The organism is Nocardiopsis sp. CC223A (assembly GCF_030766825.1).
GTDB lineage: Bacteria > Actinomycetota > Actinomycetes > Streptosporangiales > Streptosporangiaceae > Nocardiopsis.
Genome location: NZ_JASFDV010000032.1, coordinates 33,200 through 52,162, shown reverse-complemented (window position 1 = coordinate 52,162; position 18,963 = coordinate 33,200). Strand labels below are relative to the sequence as shown.

The 18,963-nt window shown below is 68.1% G+C and carries 15 protein-coding genes; 4 read left to right on the top strand and 11 right to left on the bottom strand.

The features are described from left to right. Positions 1-879: 879 nt before the first annotated feature. Positions 880-2,454, top strand: coding sequence for a P-loop ATPase, Sll1717 family (locus tag QJS33_RS15085; RefSeq protein ID WP_306368600.1), 1,575 nt, complete (start codon positions 880-882; stop codon positions 2,452-2,454). 187 nt (positions 2,455-2,641) lie between these two features. Here QJS33_RS15085 and QJS33_RS15080 read toward each other — a convergent pair whose 3' ends face one another. The 10 genes from QJS33_RS15080 to QJS33_RS15035 form a co-directional block, all read right to left on the bottom strand. Next, a complete protein-coding gene (locus QJS33_RS15080) occupies positions 2,642-4,117 on the bottom strand; it encodes a tyrosine-type recombinase/integrase (RefSeq protein WP_306368599.1) in 1,476 nt (491 codons plus the stop codon). Further along, entirely contained in the window at positions 4,104-4,406 is a 303-nt protein-coding gene (locus QJS33_RS15075) for a helix-turn-helix domain-containing protein (RefSeq protein WP_306368598.1), read from the bottom strand. The genes QJS33_RS15080 and QJS33_RS15075 overlap by 14 nt, the downstream gene beginning before the upstream one ends. Before the next feature lie 559 nt (positions 4,407-4,965). Further along, on the bottom strand, positions 4,966-5,319 hold the full coding sequence (locus QJS33_RS15070; RefSeq protein WP_306368597.1) for a hypothetical protein: 354 nt from the start codon (positions 5,317-5,319) through the stop codon (positions 4,966-4,968). A gap of 84 nt (positions 5,320-5,403) precedes the next feature. Continuing rightward, positions 5,404-6,138 carry a winged helix-turn-helix domain-containing protein gene (locus tag QJS33_RS15065; protein ID WP_306368596.1) on the bottom strand — a complete coding sequence of 245 codons (735 nt, stop codon included), beginning with the start codon at positions 6,136-6,138 and terminating at the stop codon, positions 5,404-5,406. A gap of 108 nt (positions 6,139-6,246) precedes the next feature. Further along, on the bottom strand, positions 6,247-6,861 hold the full coding sequence (locus QJS33_RS15060; RefSeq protein WP_306368595.1) for a hypothetical protein: 615 nt from the start codon (positions 6,859-6,861) through the stop codon (positions 6,247-6,249). 110 nt (positions 6,862-6,971) lie between these two features. Then, positions 6,972-7,592, bottom strand: coding sequence for a hypothetical protein (locus tag QJS33_RS15055; protein ID WP_306368594.1), 621 nt, complete (start codon positions 7,590-7,592; stop codon positions 6,972-6,974). A gap of 1,166 nt (positions 7,593-8,758) precedes the next feature. Next, complete coding sequence (locus tag QJS33_RS15050) at positions 8,759-9,346, bottom strand: hypothetical protein (protein WP_306368593.1); 588 nt, start codon at positions 9,344-9,346, stop codon at positions 8,759-8,761. Between the two features lie 239 nt (positions 9,347-9,585). After that, positions 9,586-9,921, bottom strand: coding sequence for a hypothetical protein (locus QJS33_RS15045; RefSeq protein ID WP_306368592.1), 336 nt, complete (start codon positions 9,919-9,921; stop codon positions 9,586-9,588). A 1,607-nt stretch (positions 9,922-11,528) separates the two neighbouring features. Beyond that, positions 11,529-12,374 carry a replication-relaxation family protein gene (locus QJS33_RS15040; RefSeq protein WP_306368591.1) on the bottom strand — a complete coding sequence of 282 codons (846 nt, stop codon included), beginning with the start codon at positions 12,372-12,374 and terminating at the stop codon, positions 11,529-11,531. Next, positions 12,371-14,797, bottom strand: a complete 2,427-nt coding sequence (locus QJS33_RS15035; RefSeq protein ID WP_306368590.1) for a type IV secretory system conjugative DNA transfer family protein — start codon at positions 14,795-14,797, stop codon at positions 12,371-12,373. Before QJS33_RS15035 ends, QJS33_RS15040 begins: the two co-directional genes overlap by 4 nt. Positions 14,798-15,270: 473 nt before the next feature. Between QJS33_RS15035 and QJS33_RS15030 the strand changes: the two genes are divergently transcribed. Continuing rightward, positions 15,271-16,146 (top strand): aminoglycoside phosphotransferase family protein, encoded by an 876-nt coding sequence (locus QJS33_RS15030; RefSeq protein ID WP_306368589.1) that lies wholly within the window; start codon positions 15,271-15,273, stop codon positions 16,144-16,146. On the opposite strand, the gene QJS33_RS15025 is transcribed toward QJS33_RS15030, so the two are convergent. Then, positions 16,143-17,171, bottom strand: coding sequence for a hypothetical protein (locus QJS33_RS15025; RefSeq protein ID WP_306368588.1), 1,029 nt, complete (start codon positions 17,169-17,171; stop codon positions 16,143-16,145). The genes QJS33_RS15030 and QJS33_RS15025 overlap by 4 nt on opposite strands. A 465-nt stretch (positions 17,172-17,636) precedes the next feature. Here QJS33_RS15025 and QJS33_RS15020 point away from each other — a divergent pair, with 465 nt between their 5' ends. Continuing rightward, the gene (locus QJS33_RS15020; RefSeq protein ID WP_306368587.1) at positions 17,637-18,092 is read left to right on the top strand and encodes a roadblock/LC7 domain-containing protein; all 456 of its coding nucleotides are present in this window, start codon (positions 17,637-17,639) and stop codon (positions 18,090-18,092) included. Further along, complete coding sequence (locus QJS33_RS15015; RefSeq protein ID WP_306368586.1) at positions 18,089-18,961, top strand: helix-turn-helix domain-containing protein; 873 nt, start codon at positions 18,089-18,091, stop codon at positions 18,959-18,961. The genes QJS33_RS15020 and QJS33_RS15015 overlap by 4 nt, the downstream gene beginning before the upstream one ends. Positions 18,962-18,963 lie beyond the last annotated feature (2 nt).

Genomic DNA, 18,963 nt, shown 5'->3' with positions numbered 1-18,963 from the left:
GCGACACCACACGGCACCATGTGACACAGGACAGCATCCGGATTCGGATGGTGTGGGACGCAACGGCACGAAGTGACACGTGACGCCCCCCGGGCGCCGGACTTCTAATCCGATGGCCGCAGGTTCGAATCCTGCCGGGTGCGCCACAAAACCCCAGGTCACAGTGGGTGTACGAGGACCTCGCAAGAGGTCCTCGCCGCGTTCCAGGCCGCTGTGTGCTCCTGGTGTGCTCCCCAGTACAAGGTCAGTGCAGGTGGACTCCCACCTCTGGAGCACTTTGCCATCCCATGACCCTACGGGGCAGTCACGCCGGACGCCCCGCGTCCGCCCACCAGCGCGCCCAGCCGTCTGAAGCCCGCGCAACCCAATGGGGACGCAGCCATCACCCCACCCTCCTAAATCCGGGGCGTCGGCATGCCAGACGCCCACACACCACATGCGACGGCCAGGAGTCCGCTTCTTGAGTCGGAGGCATCACCGGCACGCCGAGACTCGCTGTCAAGATCTTCGTCTGGGCCTCAACCAAAACCACCGTCCTGACCGCACCCGTGGCCAGGGGGCCGGAAATGTGATCAACGCTGTCAGCGGCAGCGTCGTCTAAAGCCTGAGATGCACAGACAGCAGCCGTCCTACGGCGGGGGACCACATCGGCCGCTGGGGTGCCCGCCTCTGAGCACGGCCCCGAGCATGTGCCAGCCCAGTCGATGTTCAGACGCTCCTACCAGACGCGGGCCCTGAACTGCCACGACCACAGACAGGCGACTCGCAAAACATGACAAACCGGAAATCCGGCTGCAGAACCAGCACCTTCAGCGACACAATCGGCTAACTGGCGTCTTCAGTTGGGCAGACAACGGGCCCAATCCGGTCTAACCTGCAATGGGAGTCAAGACTAGTCTTGCGGAGGTCATCATCAAGCGTGAAATTCTGACAGAGTTCTCTCTTGGACAGCGCGTAGCCGAAGACGAAGTAGATGAACTCTCAACCTACTTCGTCGAGACCGAGCAATGGAACCGCGTATGGCGCGGCGAAATAGACGTCGTTTACGGCCCAAAAGGCTCTGGAAAGAGTGCAATCTATTCAACCCTCATGTCCCGAGAAGATCAGCTATTTGATCGTGGCATCCTGATTCGAGCAGCAGAATCACCTCGCGGAACACCAGCCTTCTCCGGCTTGGTTGAAGATCCACCCCTTGGCGAAGTCGAGTTTTCAAGTCTTTGGAAGATTTATTTTCTATCTCTAATCGCTGATGCATTTGTCGAATATGAGATAAACAACGAAGACGCCAAGCGCGTCATACGCGCACTAAACGATACCGGCCTTCGCCCAGGAGGAAAGCTCTCACTTCGCACACATGTAAAGAACGCCTTGGATTACGTGAAGAATTTGTTCCACCCCGCCGAGGTGGAACCAAATCTATCTTTTGATCCGACAACAGGAGCAGTTACCGGGGCGAGCACACGAATAAAATTCCGCGAGCCAAACACCACAGAACGCACGCGGGGCGACATCCACATCGATGACCTTTATGCGGCCGCAGACAGGGCCTTGGCAGATTCCGAGGCAGACATATGGCTACTACTTGATCGACTTGATGTCGCATTTACGGGTAATCCCGAACTTGAAAAGAATGCCCTGCGCGCCCTCTTCAAAGCCTACCTTGACTTAAACGACCTGCAGCACGTTCGACTTAAGATATTTCTAAGGACCGACATCTGGAAGGCCATTACAAACTCTGGATTCCGAGAGGCTAGCCACATTACTCGCGAGCTGGTGCTCAAATGGGATAGATCGGCACTACTCCAACTAGTCACCCAGCGAATCGCGAGGAATCCCCTCCTGACATCATATTACGGAGTCACACCCGACAAGGTTAAGTCGGATACGCAGGAGCAAAAAAGTCTTTTCACTCGAGTTTACCCAGCCCAAGTGGAAGGAGGGCCCAACAAACCCCAGACATTCGACTGGTGCCTCAGTAGGACACGCGACGGCAGCAAGCTAACTGCCCCCCGTGAACTAATCCACCTACTAAGCGAAGCCCGGGACACCCAGGTCAAATGGCTGGAAATCGGAGAACCCGAGCCAGAAGGCGACCCACTTTTTCATAGGGCAGCCCTCAAAGAGGCCCTTCCCCCAGTTTCAAGCACTCGGCTAACAAAAACCCTCTATGCCGAACACCCCGACCTGAGGGAATATCTAGAAATGCTAGAAGGACAAAAGACAAATCATAGCACTCAGAGCCTCTCGACAATCTGGAGGGAGCCAGAAGAAAAGGCGCGGGATATCGCGCTCAGAATAGTGGAGATTGGGTTCTTTGAAAAACGCGGAACCTTCATCAAGCCCGAGTTCTGGGTTCCGTTTCTCTATCGCCCCGCCTTGAATCTCGTCCAAGGAACGGCTGAAGGCGTCACAGCTGAAGTAGACGATGCCGCAGAGGAGCGATCCCTAGACTAGGAGAGGCTACTCCTCCATTCCGTACAAGGCCTGCTGGCTTCCAAACGGTATGCCATAGCCAGGGGACCTTTGATCCGATGGCCGACCGGCCCCACCCACAGCGAAGCCCCAGGCCAGGCGGGGTGAACCCGCCACACGGCCCGGGGCTCGGGGCGCTGAATCGCTCCTGGTGTGCTCCCCTGTCCCGCTACCCGGCCGAGACCGGCGTCCCGCGCAGCAGCGCGGCGGTCGCCTCGGCCGCCGCTTTGGCCACGTCGGGGTACACCGATTGGTAGGTGTCCTGGGTGAAGTGCGTGGTCGCGTGGCCGAGCTCGGTGGAGACCACCTTCACGTCCGTACCCGCCGCGAGCGCCAGGGAGGCGGCCCCGTGGCGCAGCCCGTGCAGCGTGATGGGCGGAAGTGCGGCGGCTTTAGCGATGCGGCAGAACCAGTCACTGACCTGCCCCGGATGCCACCCCGACCCGTCCTGGCGGGTGAACGCCAAGCCCGTCACCTGCCAGTTCTTACCCGCTTGGAGTCGGGCCTCGTTCTGGAACCTCTTCCAACCGCGGAGAATCTTGACGGTGTCGGCGTCCAAGGTGATGGTGCGCTGGCCCGCCGCGCTCTTGGGGGTGGAGGTGATCGTCTCCCAGGCGAGCTGGACGATCTGGACGCGGATGTCGATCTGGCCGTCCACCAGCCGGGTGTTCGCCCACGGGAGCCCGACCGCCTCGCCCCGGCGCAGGCCCTTGACGGCGATGAGGTGGAACATCGGGGACAGCCAGGTGTACCTCTTCGCGTGTTGGAGGAAGGTGCGGGTCTGCTCGGGAGTCCAGACCATCACCTCCCCCGGCACGGTCCCGTCCTTCTCCCACTGACGGACCCGGTCCACGGTCCACACCAGGGGCCGCTTCCGCGGGCAGGACGGAAGCCGCACATGGGAGGCGATGTTCACCGTGATCGGCAGGTCAGGTGAGCGGACCGCGTCCGACAGCGCGCTGCGCAGCGTGGCACGGATCCGGTGCTTGGTCGACAGCGAGATCACCCGCCGCCCCCGCACCGACCTCTTCACCTGCGGATCGGAGGATTCGCGGCATTCCAGGATGTGCACGTTGGCCTCCTCCACCGCCGCGAACATCGCCTCGACGTGTCGGGCCTGCAACCGGTCCAGACGGATCCGGCCGAGGTGCGGGGTGAGGTATTTGCGGATGTGCCCGTCGTAGGAAGCCCGTGTTCCTTCGGCGAGGTCGGGCTTGCCGTCCAACCACTCCCTCAACCACGCCCCCACCAGCGGCGGCTCCCGTCGGACATCCACACCAGCGCCGATGCGTTTACGGACCTCCTCCACCTCGGGCAGAGGCCGGCGACTCTGGATGGCGGCCTGGATGAGGTCGGCGATCTGCACCTCGGTCTCCGCCTCTCCGGAGGCCAACCCGAGCAGTGTCTTGACCCGCTCCAGCCCTTGGGCGGCCTCGGCGTGGGTGGCCAGCCCGACCCGGCGGGCCTGACGGCGCCTGCCGTCGGCGGTGCCGGGCAGCTCGTACTGGAACGCCCATGCCCCATGGGCCGGATTCCATCCCCCGCCCTTACGCTTGAGCTGGGGGCACTTCACCCCCAACGCCTTGCCGGTTGTCTTGTCGCGGCACCCGCACCGTTTGAACGTGGACCCCTCACGTGCTGCCATCTACCGTCCTCGCCTTCTCCTCGGCGTTCACACGCGCACCGCACCCGCACCCACCAGTCGTCGTGGGCGAGGTGGCCGGGGTGTCCAGACCGAGATAGGCCAGCACCCCTGCGGTGGGGATCACCCAGCTGCGGCCCACCCTCCGAGCGAGTACTGGGAAGGCCTCCTCGCGGAGCAACCGGTAGACGGTGGTGCGTCCCAGGCCGAGCATCCGCCCCGCCTGAACCGGACCGAGCACCACCGGCAGCGAGGCGACCTCGGCCAGCGTCACCGGAGCATCCCGCTTCACCACACCCACCTCCCCACCACCTCTGAAATGCGCAAATACGGCACGCGGCCCCGCCGACGGCGGGGCACCACGTATCCACGCTCGACCTCGTAGAGGTGGTCAAGCGGATTCAGCGAAATCACCAGCGGATTCCCCTTCCCTCCCCGGACGCCGCCCGTTTCGGGCGGTATGCCGCTTTCACTGTTCGGGGCCACGTGCGGCCCGGTCCGCGCCACCGTCCGCCCCGGGCCCCGTGCGCCCGGGGCGGACGGTGGGGGCGCTGTGGGGCGATACAGCGCCCCACGGACGCCGTCCCATGCCCGCCCCCGCCCGCTGGCAGGCGTGGGCGATCCGGCCGGGGAAGTGGCGGTGCACCGGTCGCGGCCCCGCGCGTAAAGCCCAGACCGCCAGCGGCGACCTGCCCGGGGTGTCGGGCCACCGGGTCGGCTTCTGTCCCAAGAGGTCCCTCCTCCTTCTTTGTTGTGACGTCCTTAAGGAAGTCGGCCAGGGGCGGGAATGCGACACCTCTCGGGAAAGGAAGCTGAAAGCCCCGGGGCTTCCCCCGGCCGGGCGGCGCGGGTCAGGTGCGCCGGTGGCTTATCCGGCAGGGGCAGCCCGCTTGCTGTGCGAGGCTGCGCAGGGCCAGCGGCATGGGCAGGGCGATGATGGCGGCGAGGTGGTCCAGGGGCAGGCCGTGGCAGCAGCGGCCGGTGGCGCGGTCGTGGGCGGTCAGGTGGTGTCCGCAGTGGCCGCACAGGGTGCCGGGTCCGCGTTCGGAGTGGTGGACCATGCCGGGCCAGTCGCCCTGCACGTAGTAGCGGCCCAGCAGCCGGGCGGCGCGCGCCACGATTCCGGCGAGGGTGACCAGGACGCACGTCCCGGCTACGAGGAGGGCGGTTCCCCATCCGGGGCAGGGGTCCCAGCCGGGGTTCATGATGAACACTTTCAATACCTCCCAGGGGTATTCACGGGGTGGGGGTGCGGGCATGTTCGGGCCCGCACCCCCCGGGGTGTGGGGTCAGTTGCCGGTTTTGGCGGAGCGGTAGCGGCGGGGCTTGTCGCAGGTCTGCACCGCGCGCCCTTCCTTGGCCAGGCGGGCGAGGTTGTTCTGGATCGCGCCGATGGATCGCCCGCCCAGGAGGTGGCTGATCTCGGTGGCGGTGAACTCCTCGCCCGGGGAGGCGTCCAGGATCGCCCGCACCATCAGCTTCAGCTCGCCCGGTCCGAGCCGCGTCGACCCGCTCACCGGGTTGAGGTCCGCCTCCGGGGTGGAACCGAGCGGCTTCGCCGCGACCGGGGTAGGGGCGGCAGCACGAGATGCGGGTACCGGACCGTTCGGGGTGGACGGGGCCGGGTCGTCTGCTTCGGTGGGCGTACCCGGGGTGTGAGTCGTCTCCGCGGAATCCTCAGCGGTCTCCTGAACGAGGTCGGCCAGCTGGTCCTCCTGCGGAGAGGGCGGGGCCGGAACGGTCTCGACGCTGTCCTCCGCCGAGGTGGGCTCGGGGGCGGGGGCGGCTTGCCAGGTGTCGGGCAGGCGCTTGCGTCCGTCACGTCCGCCCGGGGTGCGCACCGCCTTGTCCTCCTTCTCCAGGACGGTCAGGTGCTTGGCCAGGGTGGAGGTGCCCAGTCCGGTCTCCTCTGCCAGCGCGGCGACCGTCACGGGCTCGGGGGTTTCGGTGAGGGCGGTGAGGATCAGGGTGCGGGTGTGCTCGGCTGAACGGCGCGAAGCGGCAGAAGTAGCGGTGGTGGTCATGGTGAATGTGGCCCTTTCGGGTGGGCGCACCGAGTGCGGCGCGCGGATGTGAGGTCGGGTGTCCGGGGGCCGCCCCGCCCCTGGCAAGGGCGGCCCCGGGTGGGTGGGTCAGTCGCGCAGGTCAAGGTGCAGGCGGGCCCGTTCCCCGGCGAGGTGGGCGAACCGGGGCACGCCGCTGGTGCGGGTGATGCGCTCGGCCCAGCCGGTCACGTGGCGGCCGCCGCAGTACAGGTTCAGGGCCGCCATGAGGCTGTGCGGCTGGCGCTGGACGGTGCACAGGGTGAGGGCGATCCGCCTGTCCTCGCGCCAGGTGAAGGTGTCGTCGGTGCGCAGACCGCCGTCCTCGGTGGTGCTGAACTGCGGTCGGGCGTTGAGGTGCAGGCCGTGCCGGTGCAGGTCCTCGCGCACCCGCCACACCAGGGAGGTCGCCCACCGGGTGCGGTCGACCCAGCCCGGGAGGTCGGCGCGTGCCGTCCGGGTCAGTGCGGCGGCGGCTTCGGTCAGGTCGCGGTGGCGCAGGGCCAGGTCCAGGCACAGGTCGCCGTACCCGTAGATGAAGATCCGGCGCCGGTTCCAGTCCAGGTGCTCGGCGCGGGCGACGGTGTACCCGCTGCTGGTGGTGTCGGAGATGATCAGCCCTCCGGGGCCGGTTCCGGCCAGGGCGAGCAGGTCCTGGGGCGTGACCTCGGCGGCCAGCAAACAGGTCAGGTTCAGGTCGATCACGAGAATGCGGTTCCTTTTCGGGCATGCCGAACACAGGCTCGGCAGTGGTTCGGGAAGGAGGGGGCCGCCCCGCCCCTCGCAAGGGGCGGCCCCCGGGGTGCGGCGGGTGGCTACAGGTCCAGGTCCAGGGCGCCGTCGACCGCGGCGGCGATCAACCGGTGGACCTTGTGGGCCTTGAACGTGCCCGCGGCGCTCACCGTCACCTCGGCGACCGGCCGGGGAACCTCGCCCGGGGCGCACACGGTGATCCGGGTCGCCTCCAGGTAGCCGAAGGTGACCGTGACGCACGCGGTGATACCGGTGTGGGTGCGCCGGTAGTAGTCCGTCATCCGGGGCAGACCACCGGCCGGGGTCTCGAAGGTCGGGGCGGCGTCCAGATAGATGCGCGGTCCGATCAGCGCCTCGCGCAGCCCCTGCACCTGGAGGTTCATCGCACGAATGCCGGGCCAGTCGGTGAGCTGGTCGTTGGCGATGTCGGTCAGGTCCCGGGCGAGCTCTGCATCGGTGGCCGGTCGCCCGTCCTCCTCCAGGGCCTCGGTCAGGTGCTTCAGCCCGCTGCGGCCCGTGATGATCATGCGGGAGGGGGCCAGGGCCTTGTCCCCGTTGACCGCGAGGACCCAGGAGGCCCCCTCGTCCCAGACCAGGCAACCCGCGGTTCCCAGCTCGCGCAGCTCGTCGATGTTGGCGGGGGTGACGGTGATCCCCGCCGTGTAGGGCATACTCGTGCTCACAGCACACTCCTTCTCGGTGTTGTGTTGGGCCCGCGCCCGGCCGTAATGGCTCCACACCTGTCCGGTGGGCGCGGTCGTTGTAGGTGGGGCCGGTCGGAAGATGACCGTCTTCCGGCCGGCCGCATCACCCGACCGGGGGCGCCCGGTCGCCGTCCTGTTCTTCTGCACGGTGTGCGCATGTATTCACGGCAATTCCCCCTTTTCATTCCGTCGTTCCGTGTTTTGCGGTCCGAGGTTCGCTTGGGTATCGCGGGTTTGTCAACTCGCCCCGTGAACTTTTTTTCCGCACCCCCGGCAAACGGTTCCGTTCTCCGGGGTGGAACCTAGGTGGCCTTGGGTGGCACGGGTTTGTCAACTCGTGCCGCGGAAAGTTTTTCCCGCCCGCCCCTGGGGCCGCGTTCCGCCCCGGTGGCACGCCAATAGCACCTTGGGCGAGGCGGGGGTGTCAACCCGCGGAGCGAGATTTGTCGCGATAATTTTTCACGGCCGCGCATCAGGGGGAGGAATCGCGCCCGCACGCGAGCGGGCGCTGGTATGTGCAGGCTCCGATTGACTGATCATGATTTTTATGAAAAGTGCCCGTCTGGGCGATCATCGCACCCATGGAATGGGTGTTCCATGAAGGAAAACAATGCAAAGAAAACGGAGCTTGGGGTGAGGCGGGGGCGAAGGGGAGGGAGGCAGACCCGAGGATGATTCGGGGCGGGGCCGTCTGGGCGCCGAGGGTGGAGGGGCGGCCCCGCCCCTACGTGAGGATGACTACCTACTAGGTATTCAGTCGGGACACCCATGGGAGTAGGTGAGAGCGCCCTGACCTGCGGTGAGAGTGGGGTGGGGGTACTCCGCTCTAAGGGGAGTAGGGCACGGAGCACCCTCATCGCCCGTGTTCACATCACGGTCAGCGCTCCGGTGCGATCACCGAAGGCGCACATGGCGAGCAGCGGTGGAGCGCGTGGCCGCTACTCTGACGCACGCTTACCCGTTCTCCCTGGGAAAGAACGGTAGCGGAAACCTCGCACCGCCTTAGGAGAGAAAACGAGGCGAGGGATCACCTGCAGGCCACTCTGGGGATATCAGAACGCCCGACTTACACACCAGGACAACGAAGAATGAATTCGCCGATCGATATGAGCGGAAGAACTGAGGGCCATCGCCGTTGCGGTCGACTACCGTACATCCGTGACGACCGAGTGCAGCTCGCTTACGGGAACGGCCACCGTGTACATGGTGGTCAGCGGGTCCAATTCTCCGCCTCGCCCGTTGGAGGTGGACCAGGAAACTCCCCATTCCCAGTTCGCGGTGAGGTCGAATGTCATCCCGGCTCCGCCCGGCGGTAGGGCGGTATAGGCGTGCTCGCAGTCCGAGAGGCCCGCCCGGTGTGCGGCCACGGAGAATACGGTTCCCGGCCCCGTGCACACCACCTCGTGTCCGTCCCCGGTGTCCCACACCACCCGTTCGGGGGTCGCGACCACGGTCACCGAGCCCGTGCTCACCGACGCCGTCGCCGACACCGGTTCCCAGTCCTCCTCGGAGATCCACATCCACTGCGCGAGGTTCACGAACCGCATCTTGTCCGGGGCCGGTATGACACCGATGTCCGGTTGGGGCAGCTGCATCACCGCCCTGGCCTGTTCCGCCAACACTGCAGGGTCGACCGCCTGCGCCGCGCGCGTACTGCTGGCCACCGCCTCGCACTGGGCCATGCTCGGCGGGACCTCCAGCGGCCCCTGCACCCCGGGCTGCGCGAACTCCACATCCGGCATGAGACACGGTGACCCGGCGGAACTCGAACCGGACCCTGCGGTTCCTCCGTCTGCCCCCGAACCGGGGCTTCCCGAGGTCGTTCCCCCTGATCTGGCCCCGACTTCGCAGGTGGAGCCCGAGCACTCCAGGTTGTGTTCGAAGCGCCCGTCCTGGGCCAGGGCGGAGGATGCGGCAGTGAGCACGCATGCCAGCCCTCCCGCTATGACGATGCTCGCGCGGGCTCGTGTGGTCAGCATGCGTCGTACTCCCCCGCCCACAGGTCGTCGACCTTCCAGGTGCCGTCTTCTTCGGTGACGGTGGCGATGAAGAGCCGGGTGTTGCGCTCCTGGGGGTCCAGCGGGTCCGCGCCTTCCAGGACCCAGTGGGTGTTGTCCATGCAGTCCTGGACCACCACGGTCGGCGGCTCCGCGTCCAGGTTGCTCTCGGTGACCTCGGGGCGCAGTTGCGGCTCTCCGGTCGCCGTGGCCCCGTCCAGGAGCGCGGTCGTCAGTTGCAGCGCTTCCCCTTTCGCGTGCGCGGCCAGGTCCGGGTGGTCCTCGGCTCCTTCCAAAGACCCTTCGACCACGGCGCCCATCATCCCGAGGTAGGCCTCTACCGCCAGGTCCTCCGGGGAGGGAGGCGGCGGCGAAGGAAGCGAGGGCAAGGCCACGCGGGGCGAGGGAACGCTCTCTGGGGCACTTTCGCCCGTCGAGCACCCTGAGAGCGCGACCGTTCCCACGACCACCCAGTACAGCGCAGGTGTGCGCACTCGCCACCACCGATCCGTCATCGACCGAACACTCGAAGGGTGACACTAGCCATACACAGAGTGACTACACAACCGTTCTCGTGGTGCCCGCAGCCGCGCAGAATGTGAAGAACACCACCCGCTTTCCATGTCGCACGCCTGACCTGCAACAACGCTCTCGATAGGGGTTGAGCACGTCGGGGTGGCGGCACCGCATGTGCGGTGCCGCCACCCCGAGGAGGTGAGTCCGTGGTCAGCCGGTCAGGGCCTGCCACTGGCGGATGGCACGGGCCAGGTCGTCGAACTCGCCCACCCCTTCCTCCTCACCTCCGGAGCTATCAGGGACAGGTGTCACCCGGTGACGGCCACCGCTCTGGGGCTCGCTGTGAGCCGTCTGCCCCGGAGCGCGTCCATGCGCGCGGGCCATGCGCTCCATGCGCTCCTCATGCCTGACCAGATAGGGGCGCACCGCGCTGATGCCGGTGTCGTCCACACACCAACCGCGCTCAACCTCCCGGAACCTGCGGGGCGGAGGCACCGCTCCCGCCTGCGGGCTGGCGCTGTCGAAGGCGTTCCCCCATGAGGTGGAGTGCCCGCTGCTCGCCGCGTTGTAGTTCGAGATCCATCCCAGCTCATCGGCCGCCCGGTTCCGGGCGGGAAGCCGAGAGGGCGGGGGCGCGGAGGGCACCCTCTCGGCCGCACGTGCCCCGTTGGGGCGCTGAGGGCGGGTGTCGCGGGGTACTCGCACCTCGGCCTGTCGGCGGACCTTCTGCGGGCGGGATGGCACAAGGGACACGATCGCAGCGAACCACCACCGCACCCGGCTGCTCCTCCTCCGTCGACGCCTGCGGTGCCTTCCCGTAGACTCGACCATGGTTACCTCCTGAAATCGCGCAGGTGGGAATCACGCCCCGGAATCGGTGTTCGCAGCACCGTCCGGGGCACCTTTCTATGCACATCTGTTCCTGGGCCACGGGCGCCTTTTCCGCCTCTCTCTTGGACCAGCCGAGGTGGGTGTCAATGGCCCCGGGTCCACACGCACCCGGGGCTGCGCTTCCTCGCCCCGACCGCCGCAGGAGTCGGCGTTCATCCAACCCGCTTCCAGACAGGTCACCCCAGGTAGACCGAGCCACCGGAGCTTGCACTGGAGCCCTCTTCCCAGACACCCGGGAGGTGGACACCGGACCAGGAAACGCATGACAAAATAGCCATTTCAGACATAGGGGAAACTCCGGGTTCTCGATCATACGGACACGAAATAATTGCCGCCGCGCACGGCAAACCCGATCGTTCCCGAAGGGAACGAGTATTTTCAACCGGAATCCGTCAGAAAAGTCATGGCACCCCGAAAATCTTCGGAAACGTGCCGTGCGTGCCGCATGTTCCGTGCGTGACTGCGGCCGCCCGCCCGGGAGGTGCCCGGGCAGGCGGCCGCTGGTACGCCGTTAGTCGATCGGGTGGCGTCCGGCGAGCTGCATGAGCGTCAACCGGTCCTGGCTGTGCGCGGGCCTCCACGCCGCCCCCGCCGGCCCCGGTCCGGCGAGGTCGGCGTACGTGGCCAGGTAGGCCCCCGCGCGACTACTGCTCCTGGGGGCGAGCACCCCGGCCAGGTTGGCCTCCCTGATGCGCGAGTGCACGACGAACAGCACCACCGACGGAAACCGTGTCGCCCGCGCGAGGTCGGCGTAGCCGGTCATCTTGTCCCGCACCGCCGCCAAGGGCTCAGAACCGGTGTCGTACTCCACGAACACATGCGCTTCTGTCCCGTCCTGCTGCCAGCGCACGTAGGCGTCCGGGCGTGTGTGGCGCCCCCACCGCCGGGCGCACTCGGCCTCGTTCAACCACTGCACCAGCTCCGCCCCCGGTGTGCTGCGGGCCGCCGTGGTGAAGGCGACCAGGCAGTCGACCAGGCCGAGCATGTGCCCCAGCCGGGGTGAGTCCGCGACCCCCGCCACCCGCTCGAACCGGTAGGAGACCCCCTCGGCGCCTCGTTCCCGGGCGAGCAGTCGGGCACCGGCCGAGCCGAGCACCCAGTGGTAGGGGTTGCTCCCCCGCAATGAGAGCGGCCGGAAGCGGTCCAGGAGCCCGTAGCCGTGGAGCTTGCGCAACCGCAGCCGCACCGACCGCTCCCCCACTTCGGGGAAGTACAGGCGGTGCAGGTGCTCCGTGGTCATCACCTTGTGGTCGTGCAACCCGCCCAGGACCTGGAGGTCGCGGGGCATGATCCTCCCGGCCAGCGACGAGGGGCGCATCGGGGTGCGCTCCACCTGGTCTTTCGCCTGCCTGCTCATGTGCGCTTCCCCCTGCGGGTATCGGTCACCGGGAAGGGCCGCCGTTGGAACAGCGGCCTGCCCGGGACGGGTCCCGCCCCCGGAGTGGGCTCTGCCCCCGGGGCGGGCGGCTGTGCGGCCGTCTGCGGGGCGTGGCGGCGTGCGGCCTTGCGCACCTGCGTCGCCCGACCCGTCACCCCGGGCGGGAGCGGGCGGGTGCGCACCGTCGCCGCCGCCTGTTCCTTGGCGCCCACCAGGGGGCGCACCGCCGCCTGGTAGGCGCCCAGGTTCGTCAGGTCATAGGCCCCCAGCACCGGCAGCGTGTGCTGCTGCAAGCTCGCCGCGTCGTCCGGGGACGCGGAGAAGTACACTTTCGTGCGGGCGTTCGCCGACACCGCCTTGCGCAGGTCCGCGGGGAGCTGTCCGAGTTCCTGGTGGGCGAGCGTCAGCCCGAGCCGGTAGCCGCGGGCCTCGGCGAGCATGTCCTCCAGCGACCCGGGCAGGTTCAGGAAATTCTGCGCCTCATCGATATAGGCGCACAGGTCCTTGCGCTGGTGCTCCGGGGTGTGGATCCGGGCCGTGACCGCCTGCCAGGTCGCCGCCAACGCGAACGACCCGATCAGGCTGGAGGTGTCCTCGCCCAGACGGCCCTTCGGCAACCGGAGCAACACCAGATGGCCGGAGTCGAACAGGGCGGGAAGGTCGATCGTGGACGGCCCCGAGGCCACCACCTGGCGCACCCACGGGCGCAGCAGCGCCGTCCGCAGCTTGTTCAGCACCGGCCCCGTCACCGCGCTCCGGGCCGAGACCGTCAGGCCCGTGTACCAGTCCCAGAAGTCCGCGAGCGCCTCGTCCTCACCACCGCTGCGGGCGTTGACCCTGCCCATCACCTCCAGGCGCAGCGCGTCGTCGGCCAGCAGGCGCGGGATGTGCCCGAGGGTGAGATCGGGGTCCTTGGCCCTGGTCAGGGTCAGCGTGGCGGCGCGCAGGATGTCGTCGGTCCTGGGCCCCCAGTACTGGTCGTAGATCCGGCGGAAGATCCCCACCACCGTGTCGCTGGTGAAATCCGCATCGCCGCCCTGGAGCAGGTTCAGCCTCGGTGGCGGTGCGTTGTCGTCGGGGTCGAACAGCACCACCTTGTCCACCGCTTTCTCGGGAAGGCGGGCCAGGATGTCGGTGATCAGGTCCCCGCGCGGGTCGATCACCAGGGCGGCCCGCCCCGCCTGCGCGTCCTGCAGGACCAGGTTGGCGAGCAGCGTGGACTTGCCCGAGCCGGTCTTGCCGAGGATGTGGGTGTGCTGCCTGGACTCGGCCACCCCCACCGCAATGGGGCGGCGCGTGCCGGCGTCGGAGTCGCCGATCACCCGGGTGTCCTCCCCGCCCCGGGCCACCACCGGGCTGGGCGCGGACGGCCTGGCCCCGGCCCGGGTCAGGCCGGGGACGCAGGTGTCGGTGGGCAGGTGCGCGATCCCGGCCAGCTCTGCGCTGGAGAGCAGGAACCCGTTGGCGAGGAACCGGTTGGTGGCCCACCAGGCGGGGGCGATCATGAAGCGGCGGTCCAGGTGGTTGGTGCCCGAGGTGAACGCCGCGAAGCTGGCCCCCACACCATGGGCCCGCCCCCGCAACCGTTCCCTCGCCGTCTCGCCGTCGTGGGTGGTGGTGAGGATGTAGGCGATATCGCACGCCAACCTCGGGCTGGAGGCCTTCGTCAGGATCGCCCGCACGTCATCGCCCGTCCCGGGCAGCACCGGCATCCACCGGTGCTGCGTGGAAGCGGAGACGGTGGGGTCCACGGTGTCCAGCAGGCTGGTCGCCACCCCGGGGTGGCCCTGGCGTCGGGCCGCCGCCTGCCGGACCCGGGCCAGCCGAAACCCGGTCGCCGGGCGTGCGCTGATCCGGACCAGGCAGTGCTCGCCCTCGGCCAGGTCCTCCAGCGCCCCCAGGAGAGGGCGCAGTGGGTCGTCGTCGAACTTCGTCCGCAGCGGGAACTCCTCGCCCCGGCCCAGACGTACCAGGCCCCCGGTGGTGTACACCCCCTGCGGCAGGGGCGACTCGCCGACGGCCAGGTTGCGTGTGGTGGTCGTTGCTCCGGGCCAGGCCGAGGCGATGGCCCGCTCCACCGTCCCCGGCGGCACGATCCCGGGCACCCACACCTGGAACCGCACCCCGGCCGCGGAAGCCACGATCTCCAGGGCGAGGTGGGGTTGGATGAGCCACCGCGACCAGCGGGGCTTGAGCAGCCCCATGGTGTGGTTCCAGAACGCACTCGCGTGGGCGAGGGTGGCCTCGGGCGGTGGCAGGACCTCCACCAGGCGGGCCTCGCGCGACAGGTAGCGGTGGCGGGCCAGCCGCACCCCGGACACTACGGCGCACACCACGGCGCCCGCGAGAGGGATCACCGCGATGACCACGAAGGCCCCTCCCCCGACAAGGAAGTCGATCATCCGGCCACCTCCCCGGACCCCCGCACCACCGCTGGCAGGGTGACCAACCGGACTTCCGGCCGCCTCCTCCTGGAACACTGCCCCCCGCGGGTCTGTGCTGCGCTCACCTGGTCGACCTCCATCACCACGTGCCCCCGACCACCGGAGGCTCCAACACCAAAGGCATCCGCCAGGGGTGCCGCGCGTCGCCACGCACACCCCCGCCTCTGGTTTCCCTTTCGATTCCTAAAGAAGTCCCGGGACAGGGCCGATGCGACAGGTCCGCGTGAAAGCCGTGCCGGAGATCCGGCACAGAAGAGGTCAAGTCGGACGTCAATTTTCGTAGTACGCCGTCAGCCCGAGGTTTCCGCCCACCCGGATCCGATCCGCGCCTTGTACCGGGTGTGATGGGGGCCGGGGCTTGCCACACCTTGCAGAAGGAAATCCGTTCCCGGTCGGTGACCGGTCGTGGCCATGGTGGACAATTGAGCGCGATGATGCGTATCTTCGACGCCCCCGGTTCCCTGGACACCCTGCGCACCGCCTGTACCACGGTCGGCCTGGACGCCCCCGCCCCCGAGCTGATCCGACTCGGCGAGAACGCGGTGTGGCGTGTGAGGCCCGGGGTCATCGCCCGCGTGGCCCGTGACGAAGACCGCTTTCCGCTGCACGAACGCGGTGTGCACCTGGCGCGGTGGATGCATGCTCATCAGGTGCCCGTGGCCCTGCCGGTGAACGGTCTGCCCAACCCTGTGCGCGTGGACGGGAGGGTGGTGACGTGGTGGGAGGAGATCCCCAAAGCGCGACCTGCGACGCCGCCTCAGCTGGGGGCCGCCCTGCGGGCCCTGCACGAGATGCCACTCCCGGATCTGGACCTTCCCGAGGCCGCCACGGTTGACAAGGTCGACGCCCGGCTCGCCGTGATCGATATCCCCGAGGAGGACCGGGCAGCACTACGGGCGATGTCGGCCCGTTTGAACAGCGCGTACGAGGACCTGGAGTACGAGCTGCCTCGGGGGTTGGTGCACGGTGACGCTCACGCCGCGAACCTGCTCTCCACCCCCGAGGGGCGGTTGGGGTGGGTGGACCTGGACGGTGTCGCCCTGGGGCAGCCCGAGTGGGACCTGGTGCTCACCGGCATCGAATACGAGTGCGGGTGGGTGTCCGATGATGCCTACGCGGGCTTCGTCTCCGGTTACGGCTACGACGTGCGGGCCGCCCCCGCCTATGCGGTGCTGCGGGAGATCCGACTGCTGCGGATGACCTCGTGGCTCGCTCAGCTCCCGGGGGAGGACAAGCTACGGGAGACGGTCCGCAGGATCGCTGATCTGCGCCAAGGCCGACCGATCCTGGGTTGGAAGGCGTTCTAACCCCTTACTTCGGGAACGGAGAGCGCCTGCTGGACGCGGTGGCGGATCCGGCCTGCGGCGGGGTCGCCCCCGTACGGGATGGTGGCGTCGAACAGGGCGCGCAGGTCGCCGCGGACGCGGGCCGAGCGCACCTGGACGGCGGCCGGGAGCAGCTGGGCCGTGGCCTGGTCGGCGCTGTCGAAATCCGCCGATATGACATGGAGCCGGGCCAGCTTGGCCAGGGATAAGGCCGAGGCGCGCCCGGCGTCCGCGGCATGGTCGCTGACCGCGCAGGACAGCAGCTCCACGGCGCGGTCGCGCTCGACGCCCTTCTCGGCCAGCGGCACAAGTGCCTGCCCGGAGTCCCCGGCCAGCTGTGCCTCGTCGAAGAAGCCCATCCACGGAGGTTCGGCATCCGGGTCGCGGCCGTCGAAGTGCATGTGCGCGGTGTCCAGGGCGGTCATGCACTGGCGTTGGTCTTCCAGGGTGCCGTGGGCGCGGGCGGTGACCACGGCGGCGGCGGTGCGCAACGTCGCGGTGGCGCGGGAGGCGGAGGCGGCCGCCATGCCCAGCAGGGAGAGCCCTGTGGCGGCGTCGCCGCCGTGGATGGCTGCACGCGCCATGTCGGTGAGTAGGCTGGTCGTGACCCAGGGGTCGTCGGCTTCGGAGGCCATGGTCAGGCCGAGGACCCAGCAGCGGCGGGCGGTGGGCATGTCTCCGCTGTCGAAGGCCATCCACCCGGCGACCTTGGCGATGCGGGCGAGTGCGCCCTGCATGAGCGTGCGGACCTGCGGGGTGTAGGAGGCATGTCGGTACACCATGTGGACGTGGCGGAGCTGACCGAGGACCGCGGCGCGGGACAGGCCGCCGCCGAAGGCGTAGTCCATCCCCTCCATCACGTTGGTGACCTGGTTCAGGCCGTCGACGTCTTCGGCGGTGACACGGGTGGGCAGGGAATCTGTCGGGTCCATCCCCTCCACCAGGTCGGGGGCGACCGCCATCAGGTTTCCGAATACGGCGGTGCCGGCGAATCGTGCGAGGTCCACGGCCAAGTCCTGGTCCGTGATGGGGCCGTCGACCAGGAGCGAACCGGTATCCCCCAGAGCGGATTGTCCTCGTGCGAATGCAGCGATGATGCATTTTGCCGTTTCGTCTGATTTGACCGTCTTTTTTCCGCTGAGGATCGTGGAGACGTACGGTTGGGTCACGCCGCATACACGGGCGAGCGCCGATTGGGACAGCTCAAGGTGCCGGTCGGCGAGGACCAGCAACTCGGTCGCGTTCCTTCTTCGAAGTGCTCCCCGCACGTCCGCCCTGACCAGGAAGGCAGCCGGAAGGCAGCCGCAGCGGGGCCGACGGCAGTTTCCACAGGACTCGACATCGGTCATCACAGGGCCTTTCGCCGGGGGTGGCCTGCCATAACGTGAATCCGATCCTGGCATAACAAATCCATGCCAGCCTATAACAGCTTGTTATAGGGCGTTATAGGTGATCGGCGCGACGATGCGTGCATGTCCTCTCCGACGCTTCAACGCCTCGCCCCGGCACCACCACTGGACTCCACGGCCATCGCCGCCCTGCTCACCCGGACCCGTGCCTCCGCCGCGGTCGTCGCCACCCTCGATGGCCTGGCCGTCGCCTACCACGGCACCGACCAGGAGACCGCGGAGAAGACCGCGGCCGTCTTCGGCGCGGCCATGGGATTCACCGTCCAAGGTGCCACCGCACTGCGCCGGGGCGGCGTGGACATCATCATCGTCCACTTGAAGCACGGGGCGATCTTGGCGGTCCCGATCACCCCCTGCTCCCAGTTGCTCATGGTCGTCGAGCGCGACCGGGTGCGCGAGGCCAGTGGACGGGCAGTGATGGTCGCCGCGGCTCTCGCCGAGCACCTGCCGGACGAACTCCCCCGCACCGTCGGCGGCGCGAACCTGTACCGGCTCAGGATGTCGGAGGCGAACCGGTGAACCTGTCCGTACTCGAACGCCGGATCCGTCCGGAGGTGGTCGGCCACACCCTGGTGGGAACCACTGCTCCTCCACTCACCGACAGCGCTCCCGGCTACGACGAGGTCACCGGTGCCGTACACCGGTTGCTCGCCGACAGCCCCTCCCCCATGTCGGTGATGGAGATCGCCTATCGGCTCGGTATGCCGCGCGCGGCGGTCGCCACCAGCATCACCGCCCTGGTCCGACGCCGCGGCGGACCGCTGGTCCAGTTGAGCCCCGCGGAGCCGTCCCCGGGTTTTCTGCGCCAGGCCGTGTCCGCCCTGACCGGTGATCGCACCTGCCACCCGGTGGCCGGCCTGGCCTCGGCCAAGGTCCTGGTCACCGGTCCTCCCAGGTCGGGGGTGTCCACCCTGGTGGGCACCGCCGCCGGTCACCCGCCGGTGCGGCTCCTGGAAGAGATCCCCGATCGCGGCGGCCAGCTGCGCAGCTACTGCTTGGAGCAGGGGGCGGTGGAGGTGGCCCCCACCGGTCGTCTGCACCTGCTGGCCGCCCCGCCGCCCGCACTGTTCGACGTGCTGTGGGTGGACATGACGCGCGGGGCATCCGCGCTGCTGATCCTGGTCCACTCCTACCGGCCCTGGGAAGCGGTCCCGGTTCTGAACGCCGCCCGGGACACGCGCCTGCCCTATGTGGTGGTCGTCAACCACGTCGAAGGCGACCACCCCGATCCGCGAGCGGTGAGTGAGCGCTTGGGCGTCGACCCCGACCTGCTGCACATCACCGATGTCCGATCCCGCACGGCCGCTCGCTCCGTACTGGCCCGGGTGCTGCGACGTGTCGAAGCCCGCAGGCACACCAGCGACCGCTCCCCCGTAGGAAGGCACTGACC

Coding starts and splice junctions, on each gene's coding strand:
- QJS33_RS15085 (WP_306368600.1), top strand. CDS start 880: ATGGGAGTCAAGACTAGTCTTGCGGAGGTCATCATCAAGCGTGAAATT.
- QJS33_RS15080 (WP_306368599.1), bottom strand. CDS start 4,117: ATGGCAGCACGTGAGGGGTCCACGTTCAAACGGTGCGGGTGCCGCGAC.
- QJS33_RS15070 (WP_306368597.1), bottom strand. CDS start 5,319: ATGAACCCCGGCTGGGACCCCTGCCCCGGATGGGGAACCGCCCTCCTC.
- QJS33_RS15065 (WP_306368596.1), bottom strand. CDS start 6,138: ATGACCACCACCGCTACTTCTGCCGCTTCGCGCCGTTCAGCCGAGCAC.
- QJS33_RS15040 (WP_306368591.1), bottom strand. CDS start 12,374: ATGAGCAGGCAGGCGAAAGACCAGGTGGAGCGCACCCCGATGCGCCCC.
- QJS33_RS15035 (WP_306368590.1), bottom strand. CDS start 14,797: ATGATCGACTTCCTTGTCGGGGGAGGGGCCTTCGTGGTCATCGCGGTG.
- QJS33_RS15030 (WP_306368589.1), top strand. CDS start 15,271: ATGATGCGTATCTTCGACGCCCCCGGTTCCCTGGACACCCTGCGCACC.
- QJS33_RS15020 (WP_306368587.1), top strand. CDS start 17,637: ATGTCCTCTCCGACGCTTCAACGCCTCGCCCCGGCACCACCACTGGAC.